The 18,616-nt window shown below is 68.0% G+C and carries 17 protein-coding genes; 13 read left to right on the top strand and 4 right to left on the bottom strand.

All coding sequences use genetic code 11. From position 1 onward, the window contains the following. Positions 1 to 153: 153 nt before the first annotated feature. On the top strand, positions 154 to 1,395 hold the full coding sequence (locus ACIGJD_RS08190; protein WP_483689081.1) for a benzoate/H(+) symporter BenE family transporter: 1,242 nt from the start codon (positions 154 to 156) through the stop codon (positions 1,393 to 1,395). Here the strand turns inward: ACIGJD_RS08190 and zapE are convergent. Beyond that, positions 1,392 to 2,429, bottom strand: a complete 1,038-nt coding sequence (gene zapE, locus ACIGJD_RS08185) for a cell division protein ZapE (RefSeq protein ID WP_483689080.1) — start codon at positions 2,427 to 2,429, stop codon at positions 1,392 to 1,394. The two genes, ACIGJD_RS08190 and zapE, sit on opposite strands and share 4 nt — an antisense overlap. A gap of 215 nt (positions 2,430 to 2,644) precedes the next feature. On the opposite strand from zapE, the gene ACIGJD_RS08180 reads away from it, so the two are divergent. Genes ACIGJD_RS08180 through ybaK form a run of 3 tightly spaced genes read left to right on the top strand, consistent with a single transcriptional unit; the run spans position 2,645 to position 4,570 of the window. Next, positions 2,645 to 3,568 carry a sulfurtransferase gene (locus ACIGJD_RS08180; RefSeq protein WP_483689079.1) on the top strand — a complete coding sequence of 308 codons (924 nt, stop codon included), beginning with the start codon at positions 2,645 to 2,647 and terminating at the stop codon, positions 3,566 to 3,568. A 30-nt stretch (positions 3,569 to 3,598) separates the two neighbouring features. Beyond that, positions 3,599 to 4,060 carry a SufE family protein gene (locus ACIGJD_RS08175; RefSeq protein ID WP_483689078.1) on the top strand — a complete coding sequence of 154 codons (462 nt, stop codon included), beginning with the start codon at positions 3,599 to 3,601 and terminating at the stop codon, positions 4,058 to 4,060. Positions 4,061 to 4,069: 9 nt separating this feature from the next. Further along, positions 4,070 to 4,570: a Cys-tRNA(Pro) deacylase gene (gene ybaK / locus ACIGJD_RS08170; RefSeq protein ID WP_483689077.1), complete on the top strand. Its 501-nt coding sequence runs from the start codon at positions 4,070 to 4,072 to the stop codon at positions 4,568 to 4,570. Here ybaK and ACIGJD_RS08165 read toward each other — a convergent pair. From ACIGJD_RS08165 to ACIGJD_RS08155, 3 genes are read right to left on the bottom strand one after another with little or no spacing between them, the layout of a single operon-like run. Next, on the bottom strand, positions 4,553 to 5,407 hold the full coding sequence (locus ACIGJD_RS08165; protein ID WP_483689076.1) for an SDR family oxidoreductase: 855 nt from the start codon (positions 5,405 to 5,407) through the stop codon (positions 4,553 to 4,555). The genes ybaK and ACIGJD_RS08165 overlap by 18 nt on opposite strands. Before the next feature lie 52 nt (positions 5,408 to 5,459). Beyond that, positions 5,460 to 7,031: a succinic semialdehyde dehydrogenase gene (locus tag ACIGJD_RS08160; protein WP_483689075.1), complete on the bottom strand. Its 1,572-nt coding sequence runs from the start codon at positions 7,029 to 7,031 to the stop codon at positions 5,460 to 5,462. A gap of 1 nt (position 7,032) precedes the next feature. Then, a complete protein-coding gene (locus ACIGJD_RS08155) occupies positions 7,033 to 8,304 on the bottom strand; it encodes an alpha/beta hydrolase family protein (RefSeq protein ID WP_483689074.1) in 1,272 nt (423 codons plus the stop codon). Positions 8,305 to 8,462: 158 nt separating this feature from the next. On the opposite strand from ACIGJD_RS08155, the gene ACIGJD_RS08150 reads away from it, so the two are divergent. From ACIGJD_RS08150 to ACIGJD_RS08110, 9 genes are all read left to right on the top strand, one after another. Further along, the gene (locus ACIGJD_RS08150; RefSeq protein ID WP_483689073.1) at positions 8,463 to 8,954 is read left to right on the top strand and encodes a hypothetical protein; all 492 of its coding nucleotides are present in this window, start codon (positions 8,463 to 8,465) and stop codon (positions 8,952 to 8,954) included. Between the two features lie 59 nt (positions 8,955 to 9,013). Continuing rightward, positions 9,014 to 9,472, top strand: a complete 459-nt coding sequence (gene msrB / locus ACIGJD_RS08145) for a peptide-methionine (R)-S-oxide reductase MsrB (protein ID WP_483689456.1) — start codon at positions 9,014 to 9,016, stop codon at positions 9,470 to 9,472. Positions 9,473 to 9,676: 204 nt separating this feature from the next. Continuing rightward, the gene (locus tag ACIGJD_RS08140; RefSeq protein ID WP_483689455.1) at positions 9,677 to 11,044 is read left to right on the top strand and encodes a DUF6421 family protein; all 1,368 of its coding nucleotides are present in this window, start codon (positions 9,677 to 9,679) and stop codon (positions 11,042 to 11,044) included. Further along, positions 11,041 to 11,784 (top strand): SDR family oxidoreductase, encoded by a 744-nt coding sequence (locus ACIGJD_RS08135; protein WP_483689072.1) that lies wholly within the window; start codon positions 11,041 to 11,043, stop codon positions 11,782 to 11,784. The genes ACIGJD_RS08140 and ACIGJD_RS08135 overlap by 4 nt, the downstream gene beginning before the upstream one ends. 40 nt (positions 11,785 to 11,824) lie before the next feature. Continuing rightward, positions 11,825 to 12,922, top strand: a complete 1,098-nt coding sequence (locus ACIGJD_RS08130; RefSeq protein WP_483689454.1) for a threonine aldolase family protein — start codon at positions 11,825 to 11,827, stop codon at positions 12,920 to 12,922. A gap of 58 nt (positions 12,923 to 12,980) precedes the next feature. Then, complete coding sequence (locus ACIGJD_RS08125) at positions 12,981 to 13,670, top strand: DUF3000 domain-containing protein (protein WP_483689071.1); 690 nt, start codon at positions 12,981 to 12,983, stop codon at positions 13,668 to 13,670. A 12-nt stretch (positions 13,671 to 13,682) separates the two neighbouring features. Next, on the top strand, positions 13,683 to 15,017 hold the full coding sequence (locus ACIGJD_RS08120; protein WP_483689070.1) for an HRDC domain-containing protein: 1,335 nt from the start codon (positions 13,683 to 13,685) through the stop codon (positions 15,015 to 15,017). Between the two features lie 121 nt (positions 15,018 to 15,138). After that, positions 15,139 to 16,434, top strand: coding sequence for a thiolase family protein (locus ACIGJD_RS08115; protein WP_483689069.1), 1,296 nt, complete (start codon positions 15,139 to 15,141; stop codon positions 16,432 to 16,434). Then, complete coding sequence (locus tag ACIGJD_RS08110; RefSeq protein WP_483689068.1) at positions 16,431 to 18,593, top strand: 3-hydroxyacyl-CoA dehydrogenase NAD-binding domain-containing protein; 2,163 nt, start codon at positions 16,431 to 16,433, stop codon at positions 18,591 to 18,593. Before ACIGJD_RS08115 ends, ACIGJD_RS08110 begins: the two co-directional genes overlap by 4 nt. The last annotated feature ends 23 nt before the right edge of the window (positions 18,594 to 18,616 follow it).

Here is an 18,616-nt window from a genome sequence, read left to right as displayed (position 1 = left end):
GGTCCCGCCGGGAGGCGGCGCCCGCGCCTTTGGCGTTTAAGGGGCGCCCGCGCCTTTGGCGTCCAAGGACTGTCTGCCCGTGGCCCGGTTGAGGCTGTGCCAGCAATGCCCTGTAATTCCCGCTTCCCCGTACCCTCCCGGTAGCCTGCGGGTATGCCCAAGTCCTCCGCATCTTCCGCCACTCCCCCTGCCGCCCGGACCAGGTTTGATTCCCGGCCCGTCGTGGCGGGGATTGTCACTGCGCTGGTGGGCTTCACCTCGTCGTTCGCCGTCGTCCTGGCCGGGCTCAGGGCAGTGGGGGCCGATCCCGCCCAGGCAGCGTCCGGCCTGCTGGCACTGACGCTCGCCGTCGGTCTTGGCGTCCTTGTCCTCGCGTGGCGGTCCAAGGTCCCGGTAACGCTGGCCTGGTCCACGCCGGGCGCGGCGCTGCTTGCGGCGTCAGGAATGCCCGACGGCGGGTGGCCGGCCGCCGTCGGAGCCTTCGTTGCCGCCGGGCTGCTGCTCGCCCTGACCGGTTTGGTGCCGGCGCTCGGCAGGGTGATGGCGGCGATCCCCTCGTCCCTGGCCCAGGCGATGCTGGCCGGGGTCCTGCTGCAGCTCTGCCTGGCACCCTTCAAGGCCCTGGGCACAGTGCCTGTGTTTGTGGCACCGGTGATTCTCTGCTGGCTGGCGATGATGAAGTTTGCCCCGCGCTGGGCTGTGCCCGCCGCCTTGCTTATGGCCCTGGCTGTGATCGGTATTTCCCTGGCATCCGCCGGTACGCCCGTGGATCCCGGCGCCCTGATGCCCGCACCCGCGTGGACCACGCCAGCCTTCAGCCTGCAGGCCATGGCAGGGATCGCCCTCCCGTTGTTCGTGGTGACCATGGCCTCGCAGAATGTGCCCGGCGTGGCGGTGCTGCGTTCCTTCGGATATGGGACACCATGGCGGCCGGCCATGCTGGTCACGGGAGCGGGGACAGTTGCCGCGGCGCCATTCGGCGGCCATGCCATCAACCTTGCAGCGCTGAGCGCCGCCCTGGCAGCCGGCGAGGAAGCGGGCGCGGACCGAAGCAGGCGCTGGGTGGCCGGCTTTACGTCCGGGCTGGCCTACCTGATGCTGGCCGCCGTCTCCACCGCACTGGTCTCCATGGTGAACCGGGCACCGGCAGGGATGCTCGAAGCCGTGGCGGGTTTGGCCCTGCTGGGAACGCTGGCTTCGGCCGTGTCTGCCGCACTGGCGCGCCCGGAAGACCGTATCGCCCCCGCTGTCACCTTCCTGATGGCTGCTTCAGGGCTGTCCTTTGCAGGCATCGGCTCAGCCTTCTGGGCACTCCTGGCCGGCCTGCTGGTCCGGGGAGCACTGGTCAGGCGGGAGAAGCCGGGGCAAAGCGGCGGCGAACCGGAAACCCGTTAGGAAGGCTCGTGGTTCTGGCCTTCGCGGGCCAGGGCGGTGAGGCGGGAGACGGCGCGGAAGTACTTTTTCATGTACCCGCCGGTCATCATTTCCTCGGTGAACAGCTTGTCGAACGGAACGCCGCTGGCCAGGATGGGCACGTCCTTGTCGTAGAGCCGGTCCGCCAGCACCACGAAGCGCAGCGCCACGGCCTGCTCCGTGATGGTTTCCACGTTCCGCCACACCACGCCGTCGATGCCGTCGATCAACTGGCGGTAACGGCTGGGGTGCACGCCGGCGAGGTGGTGGATGAGCGTGGAGAATTCGTCCTGGGCCACAGTCTTGCCATCGAACTCCGCCTTCATGTGCGCGTTGAGCTCGCTGTTCCTCAGCGGGGCCGGCGCGGCGGGAAGGCCACGGTGCCGGAAGTCCTCGCCGTCGATGCGGATCACCTCGAACTGGTCTGCCAGGACCTGGATTTCGCGCTGGAAGTCCACAGCGGCGAACCGGCCGTCGCCCAGGGAGCCCGGCAGGGTGTTGGAGGTGGCGGCAAGCTTGACGCCGGCATCCGCCAATTCGCGCATGAGCCGGGACATCAGGACGGTGTCGCCCGGATCGTCCAGTTCGAATTCGTCAATGCAGACCAGCTGGTAGCTGCTCAAGGCGTCCACCGTCTTGCGGAAGGACAGTGCCCCCACCAGGTTGGTGTACTCCACGAAGGTACCGAACGCCTTGGGGCCCGGGGCTGCGTGCCACAGGGACGCCAGCAGGTGCGTCTTGCCCACGCCGAAGCCGCCATCCAGGTAGATGCCTGCCCTGGAATCGTCCTTCTTGCCGAACAGCTTCTTGAAAAGCCCGCCCCCGTTGCCTGACCCCACGCCGTCGGCAAATCCCTGGAGGGCGCGCACGGCGGCGGCCTGGCTGGGCTGCTTGGGGTCCGGGCGGTAGCTCGAAAAGGAAACCTCCCCAAACCGCGGCGATGGGTAGAAGCCCTTTAAGAGTTCGTCCACCGAAACTGCCGGAGTGCGGGCGGCAAGCTGTTCGATCTGTACCAAGGTGGTCCGTTCTGCTGGTGGTTGGTCCCCAGAAAGGATACCGGCAATGCGGGGCGTACCCCGGCGGGAGGCCGTCCAGCCGCCCCGCCACGTGATGAAGGCAACATTTCCCCCTATTAACGGAATACGGACAACCTCCCGGGCGCTGGCTAGGGTGGGAAGAGGTTCCAACGCATGTTCCGCGGTTTCCCGTGCTCTTACTGAAAGGCCAAGCCATGCCCTACCCGGTTGAACAGAATGAAAAGTTCGCAGCCTATGCCCACCCGGAGCGGCTCGTTTCCACCGAGTGGCTCGCAGCTGCCATCGAGAACGGCGCGGTGGCAAAGGGCGAGCTGATCATTGTGGAGTCCGACGAGGACGTGCTGCTCTACGAGACCGGCCACATCCCCGGCGCCGTCAAGATCGACTGGCACACCGACCTGAACGACGAAGTGTCGCGTGACTACATCGACGGCGCGGCATTCGCCGAACTGGCCGCAGCCAAGGGCATTTCCCGGGACAGCACCGTGGTCATCTACGGCGACAAGTCCAACTGGTGGGCCGCCTACGCCCTCTGGGTGTTCACGCTCTTCGGTCACCAGGACGTCCGGCTGCTCGACGGCGGCCGGGACAAGTGGGTTGCCGAAGGCCGCGAACTGATCAAGGACAAGCCAACACCTGCCCGCGGCGACTACCCGGTGGTCGAGCGCGACGACGCCCCCATCCGGGCCTTCAAGGATGACGTCCTGGCCCACCTGGGCAAGCCGCTCATCGACGTCCGCTCCCCCGAGGAATACACCGGTCAGCGCACCCACATGCCTGCCTATCCCGAAGAAGGCGCGCTGCGCGGCGGACACATCCCCACCGCAGCGTCCATCCCGTGGGCCCGCGCCGCTGCCGCCGACGGCACCTTCCGCAGCCGGGAGGAACTGGAGGCCATCTACCTGGGCGAGGCCGGCCTCACCGAGGGCGACGACGTGGTGGCCTACTGCCGCATCGGCGAACGTTCCAGCCACACGTGGTTCGCCCTTAAGTACCTCCTGGGCTTCGATTCCGTCCGGAACTACGACGGATCCTGGACCGAGTGGGGCAACGCCGTGCGCGTTCCAATCGTCAAAGGCGCCGAGCGCGGGTCCGTGCCCGTCGCCGTCGGAGCCTGACCCTCTGCTCCCCCGCGTAGAATTGGACCGATGACTACTCAAGCTTTGCCTTCCGCACTGGCGGCCATCGTGGATGATTTCCAGGCCCTGTCCGAGCCCGAGCGGCTGCAGCTGTTGCTGGAGTTTTCGGAGGGACTGCCGGAGCTCCCCGACCGGCTCAAGGACCACCCTGAGCTCCTTGAGCAGGTGGTGGAGTGCCAGTCGCCGCTGTTCCTCACCATCGAGACAGAGACCAACGACGCCGGTCCCGCCGGCGAAGTGCGCCTCTACTTCAAGGCGCCCGCCGAGGCCCCCACCACCCGGGGTTTCGCCGGTGTCCTGCACGAGGGCCTGGACGGTCTGTCCGCAGCAGAGATCCTGTCCGTGCCGGATGACATGCCGGAACTGCTGGGGCTTACCCGCGCCATCACCCCGCTGCGCATGCGCGGCATGACCGCGATGCTGGGCAGGATCAAGCGCAAGGTGGCGGCGGCGTCCGGGACGCAGGCCTGACGCGCATCCATGGCGCGTAAATACCCAGCCCAGGGAACCCCGGCAACAGCGGCACTGACCGCGGCCGGGGTTCCCTTTGTGCTGCACCCCTACACCCACGATCCCTCCGCCGCGAGCTACGGCGCCGAAGCTGCGGAGGCCTTGGGCATCGAACCGTCCCGCGTCTTCAAGACTTTGATGGTGGACGTCGAGGGCAGGCTCGCGGTGGGCATCGTCCCGGTGAGCGGGAGCCTGGACTTGAAGGCCATGGCCGCCGCCCTGGGTGCCAAGAAGGCCGCCATGGCCGATCCTGCCGCAGCCCAGCGGCGCACCGGATACGTCCTGGGTGGCATCTCCCCGCTGGGCCAGCGCCAGCCGTCCCCCACAGTATTGGATTCCAGCGCCCTGGCCCTGGACACCGTGCTGGTATCGGGCGGCAGGCGGGGCCTGGACATTGAGCTCGCCCCGGCCGACCTGGTCCGCCTGACCAACGCCGTCGCGGCGCCCATCGGCTCACTGACGGCCGGGTAAGCCTCCGCCGTTCGCAGATTTTTCAGGGCTGGTGGCACGACCGGTGAAGTTGTCCATGGTCTGGTTGACTCCCAGCACGTCCATAAGCCGGTCAAAGAGGCCGACCGGAAGGACGCGGAGGACCGGCAGCAGGTTCACGAGCGGCGGCAGGACCAGCTTTCGCCGGCCGGCCTCGATGGCGTCGAGGACCTTGGTTGCCACGTCTTCTTCCTGGAGGATCGGGAGGAGCATGGGCCAGCGGGTCTGGACGCCGTCGAACATTCCGGTATCGATGTAGTAGGGGCACACCACCAGGGTGTTGACGCCAAGCCGTGCGGCACGGACCTCGGCGCGCAGCGACTCGTTGAAGCCGTAGGCGGCGAACTTGCTGGCGGAGTAGTCGGTCTGGCGTGCGACGCCCACCAGACCGGCAGCGCTGGCGACAGTGACCACGGTTCCGTGGCGCCGGCTTGCCATCCCGGCGAGGAACGCACGCGTTACCCAGTACAGGGCCATGACGTTGACGTTCATGGTCCGTTCGATGGCCTCGTCCGTGGCATCAAGGAGCGGTTGCCCGCTGACCACCCCGGCGTTGTTGACCAGGACGTCCACGGGGCCGGCTGCGGCGGCGGCAGCAGCCACCGCTTCCCGGTCGGTGACGTCCACGGCCCGGGCCTCGGCTGACCCTCCTGCCGCCCTGATCTCGTCCCGCACCGCTGCACCGGCTTTTGCGTCCACGTCCCAGATGACCACCCGGCTTCCACGCCGCGCCGCTCCGAGGGCCATGCGGCGGCCCAACCCGCTTCCCCCTCCCGTGATCAACAGTGTTGCACCGGAAAGTCGGGTTCCTTTGGCCATGTCAGTTCTCCTGGTGTGGGTGGTACGGGTTATGGGTGGTACGGGCAGTGTCCTACCGGCTTCGGGGGAAGCGGCTCAGCAGGGTGACTGCACCCTTCATGATCCGTGCATACGTCCGGTTGGACATGCCGGGAGCGGGCGCCACCCGGAGCAGCCGCTGTACGGCTATCGTCTGCGGTTCGGTGTACTTCAGGATTCCTTCCCGCCCGTGGCGGCGCCCGGCACCGGAGTCCTTCATCCCGCCAATCGGCGCGTCATGGGAGGCCCACGTGGCAGCGTAGCCTTCATTGACGTTGACGGTGCCCGTCAAAAGCCTGCGGGCCACCTCTTCCCCGTGCCGGGCTGACCAGACGCTGCCGTTCAGCCCAAAGTCGGAATCATTGGCCAGTGCCACGGCTTCGTCGTCGTCCGCTGCCCGGTAGACGGCAACAACGGGCCCGAACGTCTCCTCCCGGGCCAGCAGCATGTCCGGGGTGACTCCTGCCAGGACGGTGGGTTCATAGAACAATGGCCCCAGGTCCGGCCTCCGCCGTCCGCCGGTGAGAATCTGCGCCCCTTTGGCAACTGCGTCCTGGACGTGGCGGTCCACCCGCTTCACCTGTGCCGCGCTGATGAGGGACCCCATGCCAAAGTCCCAGTCCGGTCCCGGACCCATCCGGATCCCCTTCACCTGGGCCGTGAAGGCTGCCAGGAAGCTGTCGTAAACGGCAGCGTGGACGTAGATCCGTTCAATGCTCACGCACAGCTGGCCGGAATTCGAAAAACACGCGTGCACCGCGCCGCTGGCGGCCTTGGCCACATCCGCATCGGCCAGCACCAGCATGGGGTTCTTGCCGCCGAGTTCGGCGGAGAAGCCGATCAGCCGCTCACCGCATTGCCTGGCCACGGTCTTGCCGGTCTGGGAGGATCCGGTGAACATCAGGAAGTCGACGCGCGCGATCAAGGCAGGGCCGATATCTGCGCCGGGCCCGGTGACGATCTGGAACAGGTCCGCGGGCAGGCCGGCCTCCCTCAGCAGTTTGAGCATCAGCAGGGCCGTGAAGGGCGTCTGGGAATCCGGCTTCAGCACGATCCCGTTTCCGGCCAAAAGGGCTGGCAGGGCGTCGGAGACTGCGAGCGTCAAGGGATAGTTCCACGGGCTGATGACCCCCACCACTCCCTTGGGAACGCGGTATTCGGTGGTGCGGGTCAGGACGGGGGCTGCGCCCTTCCGGCGGCGCGGCCCCAGGTACCGCTCGGCGTTGCGCTCGTAATAGTTTGCCGTCAGCACAACGTCCGCAAACTCCTCGAAGGCACTCAGCCGGGCCTTGCCGCTTTCTGCCTGCACCAGGTCCAGGATGTCCTGTTCCCGGTCCAGCAGCAGCTCGCGGAAGCGGCGGATCACCGCCCGGCGTTCAGCCACCGGGAGGCCGGCCCAACGCTGCTGGGCGATGCGGGCGCGGTCAACGGCGGCGCCAACGTCTTCCGTGGTGCAGACGGGCACCTCGCCCACCAGCGTGCCGTCAAAGGGGGCGTGGGAAGCCTGGGTTGGCCTGCCTGCCGGTGCCGTCACCAGTTGGGAAAGGTCCGCGGCCAGGAGACGTCCCCGGTCAACCAACGCCCCGGTCCCCTGTCTTTTCGCCATGTCATGCCCCCGTTGTAGTAGGGTGGGCCGCCGACCCCGGACCGGGCCTGGAACCGGGATTGAGGCGTGGCGCAAGCTGTTGCCGGAGCCAGGCCTTCACCAGCCGCTCCCAGCGTTCCGGATCCACGTTCCATTCCTTGGTGTGCCGCGCGTGGTTGAACGTTTCGAACGTGACCATCTCCGGGTTCCGTTCAGCCAGCAGGGCGGAGGGTCCGTAGGGTACGTACTCGTCGTCAACGCTGTGGATGATGAGCGTGGGAGTCCGCAGCTCGACGGCCCGGGACACCCAGTCCATGACTTTGAGGTCCACGGGGGCGGACAGGCCGGTGAGCCTGCGCCCCAGCGGATGCCCCAGCATCAGCTGCCCGTACCTGCCCACCAGGGACGGGATCCGGTTCAGCTGCGCGTGGTGGGCCAGGACCGTGACCCAGTCGATGACAGGGGCGTCGAGCACCATGGCCCTGATGAAGTGCCGATAGCGGGACAGGTCTGCGGTCTGCAGGCAGATGGCTCCTCCCATGGACCAGCCGAACAGGACTACTTCCTCGGCGCCATGGGCCAGCGCGTAGTCGATGGCTGCTTCAATGTCCTGCCACTCCGTGGAGCCCAGGCCGTACCGTCCGTCGTCGGCCGAGGGGGCCAGTCCGTCGTTCCGGTAGGACACCAGCAGGCTGGTCAGTCCCAGCTCCAGGGCCGGGCCCACCGCCCGGAGGGCTTCCTGCCGGGTGGCACCGCGGCCGTGCACCATGATGGCCCAGGTGCGGGCCGTTCCCTTGGCGCGCACCAGCCAGGCGGGCGCTTCGCCCCGCTCCACCGGAATCAGCACGTCTTCTGCCGGAATCCCGACGGCGGCCGGGTCCGGGTAGGTGGCCCCGCTCCACCATCCCCAGCGGGCAGTCGACAGGTCCCCGCTGTAGACGGCTTCGACCTCGCGCAGGACCGTCCGTTCCGCCGGCGAGTAGGAAATGATGCGGCCGAAACGTGCGTGGCCCTTTCCGCCGTCGAAAAAGAACCCGTAGACCCCGTCCACCGTGGTGTCATCGTCCGCAGCCAGGATCACCTGCAGCTTCTGCCCGTCCCGGATCACGGCCAGCACTTCCTTGTCCGCGGTACGTTGCCGGGCCGGCGTGATCACGCGGCGGGCAAAGTAGACGGCGAGCGCAGAGGACCCTGCGCCCAGCAGGCTTGCCACCGAGCCGCCGGCAATCGCCCCGCCGATGGCCCACTTTGCCCCGGGCGATACACCGCCGGAGTCCGGGGTGGGTGCATTCATTGCAGGGCGCGCTCGCCGGAAAGGTGCCATGGGACTATTCTTACCGGCGCGTCCGTCGATACCCGCATTCCGGGACGGGACCGGCACGTCGCCCTGCGGTGTGCCGCCAGCGCCGGCAGTGCGATGCAGGTGTCCCCTGCCGGCGCTAGGCTAAGGCCATGAGTGATCCCATCGTCATCCTGACCGAAGAACCACTGGGCGCCGAAGACCGCCTGAACATTGAACGGCTGGTGGATGGCGGGGACAGCCGCCTGCTGGTCCTGGTGCCGGCAAATACCGAACGGCACCTGCTGGTGGACTTCCTCGAAAACCTGTCCCTGCTGGACGTTGCCAAGGCCTTCCGTGAGCTCGCGGCACGCAACCCGGATGCCGCCGTCGAACGGGCCCGTGCGGACGAGACCCTCGCAGCATCGCTCGCCGCCCTGGAGGGGCTGGGTTCCGGGGTGGCCGGCCAGGTGGTGGACGGCAAGGCCGTGGACAGCCTGGTGGCGAAGGTCCGGGAAACCGGGGCGTCCCAGGCCGTGGTGATCACAAGGCCGCATGCCGTTGCCGATACCTTCCACACTGACTGGGCCAACAAGGCGCAGGACCAGCTGGGCGTGCCTGTGCTCCATCTGTACGCCGGTTCGGGATTTATCGGCGACTCCTAAGCGTTGGGAATGCTATGAGCATCTTTGGAAACAGCATCTTCGGCAACAAGGCAACTGACATGGTTGGTGGCGGCCAGGAAAGCACCACCCCGGGAAACACGGTGCAGAAAACCGACGCCCAGTGGCGGGAGGAGCTCACCCCGGAGGAGTACCACGTCCTCCGCCAGGCCGGTACGGAACGGCCTTACACCGGCGAGTACTGGGACAGCCACACCGAAGGCGTCTACCAGTGCCGGGCCTGTGGTGCCGAATTGTTCACCAGCAATGAGAAGTTCGACTCCCACTGCGGCTGGCCCTCCTTCTGGGCTCCGCTGGCCGAAGGGAACGTCCGCTACATCCACGACCGGACCCTGGGCATGGACCGGATCGAAGTGCGGTGCGCGTCCTGTGACTCCCACCTGGGACACGTCTTCGAGGGCGAGGGCTACGGCACGCCCACTGACCAGCGCTACTGCATCAACTCTGTCTCCCTCCGGCTGGTCGGCAAGGATGACGCAGAAGGCGGGCCCCAGGGCTAGGCCCTTCGTCCAGGGTCGAGTGCCTGACCCCGACCGGCACGCCCCAGCCCCCGCGCTGTTCCCACAGCCGGGGGCTGGTCTCGGTCCGGTCCAGCAGCCCCCGAGAATAAGTATTTCTTACTTCAAATCCCTTTGGGCATAAGGTCTGCTGATTGCTTGTTACGCTCGCCAAAGAGACGCAAGCACCCAGAAAGGCAGCCGATGATGACAGAGACCCTGACCAGCGCAGTTACCGGCATTTCCGCACAGAACCAGGACTGGCTCCGGCTGAAGACGGCCGCCACCGCACTGCAGGCCCTCCAAGTCAAGGATGGGTCCGTGCCGGACCCTGCCGACCGTCTGGAAGCAGCCCGGCACGTGGAAACCATCGTGGCGGCGATCAGGGCCCTGGCCCCCGCATTCCCGCACGACGCCGCTTACCTCGACGCTGCCTGCGCAGACTTCGAAGCCTGGTCCGCCGGTGGGTTCGCGGTTCCGGACTTCCTGTCCTCCCTGCTGGCGTTCCAGCCCCAGGAACTGCGCCATGACGGCCTCCAGCACCTGGTGGTCTTTCCCATGTACACCCAGAACGGCAGCAGCAGCCGGCTGGTGGAGGCGGTACTGGTTGAGGTGATCTGGCCGGAGTTCATTGCCGGGCTTGAGGCGGGCGAATACTCCAACAAGCTGTTCGTCCCCATCCGCTTCGTCGACTTCACCCCGGGCTACGACACCAACTCCGCCGTCCTCTTCCCCGAGACGGTGGCGGTCAGCCGGACCCCCACCTTCACCTGGGGCGCCATCTTTGCAGACCGCGAGGCCGCGAGGTTCCGCCGCGTCCTGAAGTCCGCTGCGGAAATCACTTCCCTGGAGCTGCCGGAAGGCGCCGCGGAACTCCTGGCGGACCAGGACCTCACTGAAGCCACGTTCGTGATGTGGGACCTGATCCACGACCGGACCCACATGCGCGGCGACCTGCCGTTCGACCCCTTCATGATCAAGCAGCGGATGCCCTACTTCCTGTACTCGCTGGAGGAACTGCGCTGCGACCTCACGGCCTTCCGCGAGTCGGTGCGGATCGAAAAGGACGACGACGCCGACCCCGAAGCCCGGCGGCACGCCAAGCTGGTGCAGTACGCCATCATCTTCGACCGCATCTTCCGCTTCGCCATCACCGGCAGCCGCGTCCGCAACTACGACGGCCTGGGCGGCCAGCTCCTTTTCGCCTGGCTGCACCAGCAGCATGTGCTGCACTGGACGGACACACGGCTTACCATCGACTGGGATGAGGTGGCCGACGCCGTCATCGCTTTGGGAGCCAGTATCGATGACCTGTACTGGCGTTCCATCGACCGGCCCAAGACCGCCCATTGGCTGGCGGCCTACCAGCTGGTCTCCGCCACCGTCACCCCGAACCCGGCCTCCGTGTGGGCCAAGGGCCCGGACGCGCTGCCGCTGGCGGGGACACCCCGGGGCCTCACGGACCAGGTCCTGGACGACGAATTCCCGCTGTCCATGTTCTACGAGGCACTGGAGAAGAAAATGCGTCCTGTGATTGAGTCCACCGCCGGCATCACCGGCCGCTCCGCACTGTGACCGGTACAGCCACAGGCGCCGTGGCTGGTTCCGCGCCGGTCCGCGTCCTGGTGACCGGCGGCAGCGGCGCCTCGGGCATCGCCGTGGCCCGCGCCCTCGCCTCCGCGGGGCACCGCGTGGCCATCGTAGGGTCCGACCAGGCCAGGATCGCGGCGGCGGCGGAGAAAGCGGGCGACGGCGTCACCCCCTTCACGTGTGACCTGGCGGTTTTGGACGAGGTCAGGAAGCTGCGCGACGAGATTACCGCGGCTTCCGGACCCGTAGACGCCGTGATCCACCTGGTGGGCGGCTGGCGCGGAGCCAAGGGGATCGCCGACCAGTCGGACGACGACTGGGATTTCCTGGAACGCGGCGCCGTCACTACGCTGCGGAACGTATCGCGCGTCTTCTTCGATGACATTGCGGCGTCCGCCTCCGGACGGTTCGCGATGGTGTCCTCCACGGCGCTGGACAAGCCCACCGCGGCAGTCGCCAGCTACGTGGCGGCGAAGGCTGCGGCCGAAGCGTGGACCATGGCCATGGCCGACGGCTTCCGCCGGGCATCGGAGGCCGGCGGCGGCAACGCTGCCGCCACGGTCCTGGTGGTCAAGGCGCTGGTGGACGACGAGCTCCGCCGCGCCCACCCGGAGCGGAAGTTTCCCGGGGCGACGGACGTGGCCGACCTTGCTGCCGCCGTCGTACGGCTTTTCGGCACGCCGTCCGCCGAACTCAACGCTGCCCGGCTAAGGCTGGCGGACTGACGGCCGCGGCTGTCCCTAAACTGAAAGCGTGAGCAACCCTATGACGACAACAGCAGAAACCGGCGCGGCACTGCGGCTGCACGATCCGAACGTGCGCGGCTTCGCCTCGGACAACTATTCCGGGGTCCACCCCGAGGTCCTGGCGGCGCTGGCCGCGGCCAACGAAGGGCATCAGGTCTCCTACGGCGAAGACGACTACACCGCCCGGCTGCAGGAGCTGATGGTTGAGCACTTCGGCCCCGGCATCGAATGCTTCCCGGTGTTCAACGGCACCGGTGCCAACGTCCTGTCCCTCCAGTCCCTCCTCCCCCGCTGGGGTGCGGTGGTCTGCGCCTCCACCGCCCACATCAACATGGACGAGAACGGGGCTCCGGAACGCATCGGCGGACTCAAGCTCCTGCACGTTCCCACCCCGGACGGCAAGCTGACCCCCGAACTGATCGACCGTGAGGCCTGGGGCTGGGGCGATGAACACCGCGCCCAGCCGCTGGCCGTGTCCATCACCCAGACCACTGAACTGGGCACCTGCTACACGCCGGAAGAAGTGCGCGCCATTGCCGACCACGCGCACGCCAAAGACATGAAGCTGCACATGGACGGCGCCAGGCTGGCCAACGCGGCAGCCCACTTGGGCGTGCCCCTTCGCGCCTTCACCCGGGACGCCGGGGTGGACATCCTGTCCTTCGGCGGCACCAAGAACGGACTGCTCTTCGGCGAAGTGGTAGTGGCACTGAACCCTGAAGCAGCCCACGGCCTGCTCTACCTGCGCAAGATGGACATGCAGCTCGCCTCCAAGATGCGCTTCATGTCCGCCCAGTTCATCGCACTGCTGGAAGGCGACCTCTGGCTGCGCTCGGCCAGGCACGCCAACGCCATGGCTGCCCGGCTCCGCGCCGCCGTCGACACGATCGACGGCGTGCGGCCCACCCAGAAGACCGAATCCAACGGCGTCTTCGCCATCCTGCCTCCCGGTGTGGCGGACAGGCTGCGCAACTCCTTCCGGTTCTACGACTGGGATGAAGCCACGGGGGAAGTCCGGTGGATGTGTTCCTTTGACACCACCGAGGAGGACGTTGATGCCTTTGCCGCCGCGATCCGCCATGAGCTCCGGGACTACCGGGACGCACAGGCGGGCTGACCGCCCGCTGACGGCGAGCCTTCCTGCCCCGCCCGGTCCCACACCGTAATCTGCCAAGGTGAACGCACTTGACCAGGTTCCCCCGGATTTTCTCCACGCCTTGGGAACCCTCAGGAAAGCCCGGTGCCGCAAGGAACTGCGGCTCGCGGAAATCCCTGCCCCTGCGCGCCTGGCACCCTTCGCCGTCGCGCTGGGCGCCGAGGTGATGGCGCCCGGCGCCGGTGCCCCTTCAGTGCCTATGCACGGGCCGGCGGCGCTGGCTTTCGCCGCCGCCTCTGGAACGGCGGGCCCGGCGGCCGACGAGGACGAAACCGAGCTTGCCACAGGGCGCTTCATCCTGCTGCATGACCCGGAGGGCTCGGCGGTGTGGGACGGGGAATTCCGCATCGTCACCTACATCCGGGCCGAGCTGGAACCGGAGATGGGCAACGACCAGATGCTGGGAACCGTGGCGTGGACCTGGCTGGTGGAGGCGCTGGAGAACCACAAGGCCGGCTACCGGGCAGCGGGCGGCACCGCCACCCGGGTCCTCTCCGAGAGCTTCGGTACCTTGGCGGAGCGCCCGGGATCGATCGACATCGAACTGCGGGCCTCCTGGACACCCGATTCCTCCGACGTCCAGGCCCATCTCGAGGCCTGGTCCGACATGGTGTGCACCTTCGCCGGCCTCCCGCCGCTGCCCGAAGGCGTCACCGCCCTCCCGCCCCGGCGCCGAAGCCAACAGAACGGTTATGGATCAGCCCGGTAAACTGGGGGCATCATGACCCTAAACACTCCGGAAAACACCACAGCCGGCGTCCCGGCTGCTGCTGCCGCACCCCACATCACCGTGGAGGGCTTTGACAGCCCCATCCCCGAAATCATCGACCTCGACGCTCCACGGGAGGGCGTCCCGCTGGTCATCGAAACGCAGTCCGGCCTGGAGCGCTGCGCAGCCGCCCTCGCTGCAGGGACCGGACCCGCGGGTGTGGACGCCGAGCGCGCTTCCGGCTTCCGCTACGGGCAACGCGCCTTCCTGGTGCAGATCCGGCGCGAGGGCGCCGGTACCTGGCTGATCGATCCGGAGCCGTTCGGGAACCTGGAGATCATCAACGACGCCCTGCGCGGCGTCGAATGGATCCTGCACGCTGCCAGCCAGGACCTGCCGTGCCTGTCGGAGCTGGGCATGTGGCCGGACAGGCTCTTCGACACCGAACTCGCCGCACGGCTTGCGGGGTTGCCCCGGGTGGGCCTGGCCGCGGTCATCGAGCAGCTGCTGGGGTTTGGGCTGGCCAAGGAGCACTCAGCGGCCGACTGGTCCACCCGCCCGCTGCCCGAGCCTTGGCTGCGCTACGCCGCACTTGACGTCGAAGTCCTGGCCGAGCTGCGCGAAGAACTCATCGAACTGCTGCAGGCCAACGGGAAGCTGGAGTACGCCGAGCAGGAATTCGCAGCTATCCTGGCGGCGGGCATCGCTCCCCCGCGCGTGGACCCGTGGCGCAAGACCTCCGGCCTGCACCAGATCCGGGACCGCCGCCAGCTCGCCGCGGTCCGCGAGCTCTGGCTGGAACGCGACTCACTGGCGCAAAAACGCGACGTGGCCCCGGGCAGGCTGCTTCCCGATTCCGCCCTTGTGGCAGCAGCGAAGGCCATGCCCGCCACCGTCCCGCAACTGCTCACCACCAAGGGGTTCCACGGCCGCGCCGCACAGCGCGAAGCCCCCCGCTGGCTGCGCTGCATCTCGGCGGCCCGCGCCCTGGAGGAACTGCCGCCGCTGCACCTGGCCACCAACGCTCCGCCGCCGCCCCGGGTCTGGGCCGACCGGGACCCGGAAGCCGCCGCCCGCCTGGCCACGGCGCGGCCGCTGCTGCAGGCGAAGGCGGAGGAGCTGAACCTGCCGCTGGAAAACCTGTTGACGCCGGATTACCTGCGGCGGGTGGCGTGGCGGCCGCCGGCGGAGGTTACGGAGGAGTCGATCTCCGCGGAGCTGCTGGAGCTCGGTGCCCGGCAGTGGCAGGTGGAACTTACCGCTCCCCTGATTGCCGGTGCGTTCCTGAACCCGCAGCCGCTGCCGCCCAAGGAGTCGAAGGCGTCTGCAGCAGCGGCTGGCCAGTAACCCGTACCATTCCAGCCCTTGCAGGCGAAGTTACTCACGAGTAACATCGATGTGACCCACGTCAGGCTGCTGCCGCCCTCCGGCATGCACCGGCGCGTTACGTCTCGATGAGGAGTTACACGTGAGCCAGCACGGAAGCGGCGCATCCCAGCGCACTGTCCGCGACGTCGTCTTTGTGGACGGCATCCGCACACCCTTCGGCAGGGCCGGCGAGAAAGGAATCTACGCCGGAACCCGGGCCGACGACCTGATCGTGAAATGCATCCGCGGCCTGCTGCGCCGCAACCCATCCCTGCCGCCGGAGCGGATCGACGAGGTGGCCATTGCCGCTACCACCCAGACGGGCGACCAGGGCCTCACCCTGGGCCGGACCGCCGCCCTGCTGGCAGGCCTCCCGCGTACCGTTCCCGGCTTCGCCATCGACCGCATGTGCGCCGGTGCCATGACTGCCGTCACGACGACGGCGGGCGGCATCGGTTTCGGCGCCTACGACGTTGTGATCGCCGGCGGCGTGGAGCACATGGGCCACCATCCGATGGGCTCCGGGGCCGACCCCAACCCACGGTTCATGTCCGAACGCCTGGTGGACCCGGCCGCACTGAACATGGGCAACACCGCAGAAAACCTGCACGACCGTTTCCCGGCCATCACCAAGCAGCGCACGGACGCGTATGCGGTGGCTTCCCAGGACAAGCTGGCGGCGGCCTACCAGGGCGGGCAGATCCAGCCGGACCTGGTGCCCGTCGCTGCCCGCAAGCCCGGCGAGGGCTGGACCGTCCACAGCAAGGATGAGCCGCCGCGGCCCGGCACCACCACGGCCGACCTCGCCGGCCTGCGCACCCCGTTCCGCGCCCACGGCCGGGTCACGGCCGGTAACGCGGCCGGCCTTAACGACGGCGCCACCGCCGCAGTCCTGGCGTCCTCCGACGCCGCCGCAGAACTGGGCTTGCCGGTGAAGATGCGGCTGGTCAGCTACGCCTACGCGGGCGTGGAGCCGGAGGTGATGGGCATCGGCCCCGTACCCGCCACCGAAAAGGCGCTGCAGAACGCCGGGCTGACCATCGACAACATCGGCCTATTCGAAATCAACGAGGCGTTCGCCGTCCAGGTCCTGAGCTTCCTGGACCACTACGGCATTGCCGACGACGACCCCCGGGTGAACCGGTACGGCGGCGCCATTGCCGTGGGCCATCCCCTCGCCTCCTCGGGCGTGCGGCTGATGATCCAACTGGCCCGGCAGTTCGAGGAAGACCCGACGGTGCGCTACGGGATCACCACCATGTGCGTGGGCCTGGGGATGGGCGGCACCGTGATCTGGGAAAACCCGCACCACCCCGACTACAGTGGAACCCCCTCCGGCGAGACCGCCGCTACCGTTTCCGCCGCCGCTACCGTTTCCGAAGGAGCCCTGGCATGAGCGCCGCAGATTTCCGCAAGTTGGCCGACCTCTTCCCCAACGAAACCGTGACCCACTCCTACGTGCAGGACATTGCCCTGCCGGGAACTGCCGGAAAACCGAGCCCGGGCACCTTCGCCCTGGTCACCCTGGACAACGACCTTGACCACACGAAGCCGACCACCCTGGGCCCCAACACCCTGGTGGAGCTGGGCACCGTGCTGGAAGGCCTGCGGGACCGCGCAGCCCGCGGCGAAATCGTGGGCGTCGGCGTGACCGGCAAGCCGCACTACCTGGTGGCCGGGGCGGATCTTTCCGCCGTGAAGTCCCTGGAGCAGCGCGAGCACGGGCTGTGGATGGCACAGCTGGGCCACGACGTCTACGCCACCCTGGCAGACCTGGGCGTCCCCAGCTTCGCCTTCATCAACGGAGCTGCCCTGGGCGGCGGCCTGGAGATCGCCCTTCAGTCCACCTACCGGACGGTGTCCACCGGCGCGGGCGCCCTGGCCCTGCCCGAAGGATTCCTGGGCCTGGTGCCCGGCTGGGGCGGCGTCTACATCCTCCCCCGCCTGGTGGGCCCGGAGAACGCGGTCAAGGTCATGATCGAAAACCCGCTCAGCAACAACCGGACCCTTTCAGGCACGCAGGCCTTCAAGCTGGGTATCGCCGATGCCCTCTTCGAACCTGCCGATTTCCTGGAACAGTCGCTCGCCTGGGCCGCGGGAGTTATCTCCGGCGACGTGGTCCCGGAGCGGCCCAACGCCGTCGACCCTTCCTCCCCTGATGCCGCGGCCCGCTGGACCGCGGCAGTTGACGCCGGCCGGAAGTTCGTCGAGGGCAAGATCTCCAACGCCTCCCCCGCCCCGGCCAAGGTCCTGGAACTCCTCGAGGCCAACCGGACCATGACGGCCGCGGAATCCGCCGCGCTGGAATGCGAAACCCTGGCGGAGCTCATGCAGACGGACGAGTTCCGCTCCACGGTCTACGCCTTCCTGGACCTGGTGCAGAAGCGTGCCAAGCGCCCGGCCGGCGCCCCCGACCGCAAGCTGGCCCGCCCCGTCACCAAGGTGGGCGTGGTGGGCGCCGGGCTGATGGCCGGCCAGCTGGCACTGGTCTTTGCCCGCCAGCTGAAGGTCCCGGTGGTCCTGACCGACATCGACCAGGCGCGCGTGGACAAGGGCGTTGCCTACGTCCATGCCGAGGTGGACAAGCTCCTGGCCAAGGGGCGCGTCAGCCAGGACGCAGCCAACCGCACCAAGGCCCTGGTGACGGGTTCGGTATCCAAGGAAGCGTTTGCCGACGCCGACTTCGTCATCGAGGCCGTGTTTGAGGAACTGCACATCAAGAAGCAGGTCTTCGCCGAACTCGAAGGGATCGTGTCGCCGGAGTGCATCCTGGCCACCAACACGTCCTCCCTCTCGGTCACGGAGATGGCCGCCGACCTGCAGCACCCCGAGCGGCTGGTGGGCTTCCACTTCTTCAACCCCGTGGCCGTCATGCCGCTGCTGGAGATCGTCCGGGCCCCGCGGACCGATGACGCCGTACTGGCCACCGCCTTCGAACTGGCCAAGGCCCTGAAGAAGACCGGCGTACTGGTCAAGGACGCCGCCGCCTTCGTGGTCAACCGCATCCTGCTCCGCCTCATGGGCGAGGTGACGGCCGCGTTTGATGAAGGCACCCCGGCAGAGGTGGCGGACACCGCCCTGCGTCCCATGGGCCTGCCCATGACGCCGTTCACACTGCTGGCCATGGTGGGCCTGCCGGTGGCGCAGCACGTCCAGGAATCGCTGCACGCAGCCTTCGGGGACCGCTTCCCGGTGTCCACCAACCTGAAGAAGCTCATCGACAACAACGTCAAGGCGTTGTGGGAGACCACGCCGAACGGCTCACGGGCTATCCCGGCCTCCACCCTGGAGCTGATGTCCTTCGGTACCAGCCCCTCCACCGGAGAGCAGGTGCTGCGCCGCGTCCAGGATGCCCTGGCCGAGGAAATCGGCCTGATGCTGGACGAGGGCGTCGTGGCAGGGCCCGAGGACATCGACCTCTGCATGATCCTGGGTGCGGGCTGGCCGATGTTCCTGGGCGGCATGACGCCGTACCTGGACCGCGTGGGCGCCTCGGAACGGGTCAACGGCAAGCGCTTCCTGGCCCCCGGCGTCGCCTCCGCAGTGCAGGGCTAAGCAACCACAGGCCGCCTGGCGCC

The organism is Arthrobacter sp. E1SS-5 (assembly GCF_057073715.1).
The sequence above is the reverse complement of the archived record's forward strand: the minus strand, read 5'-3'. Positions and strand labels throughout refer to the sequence as shown.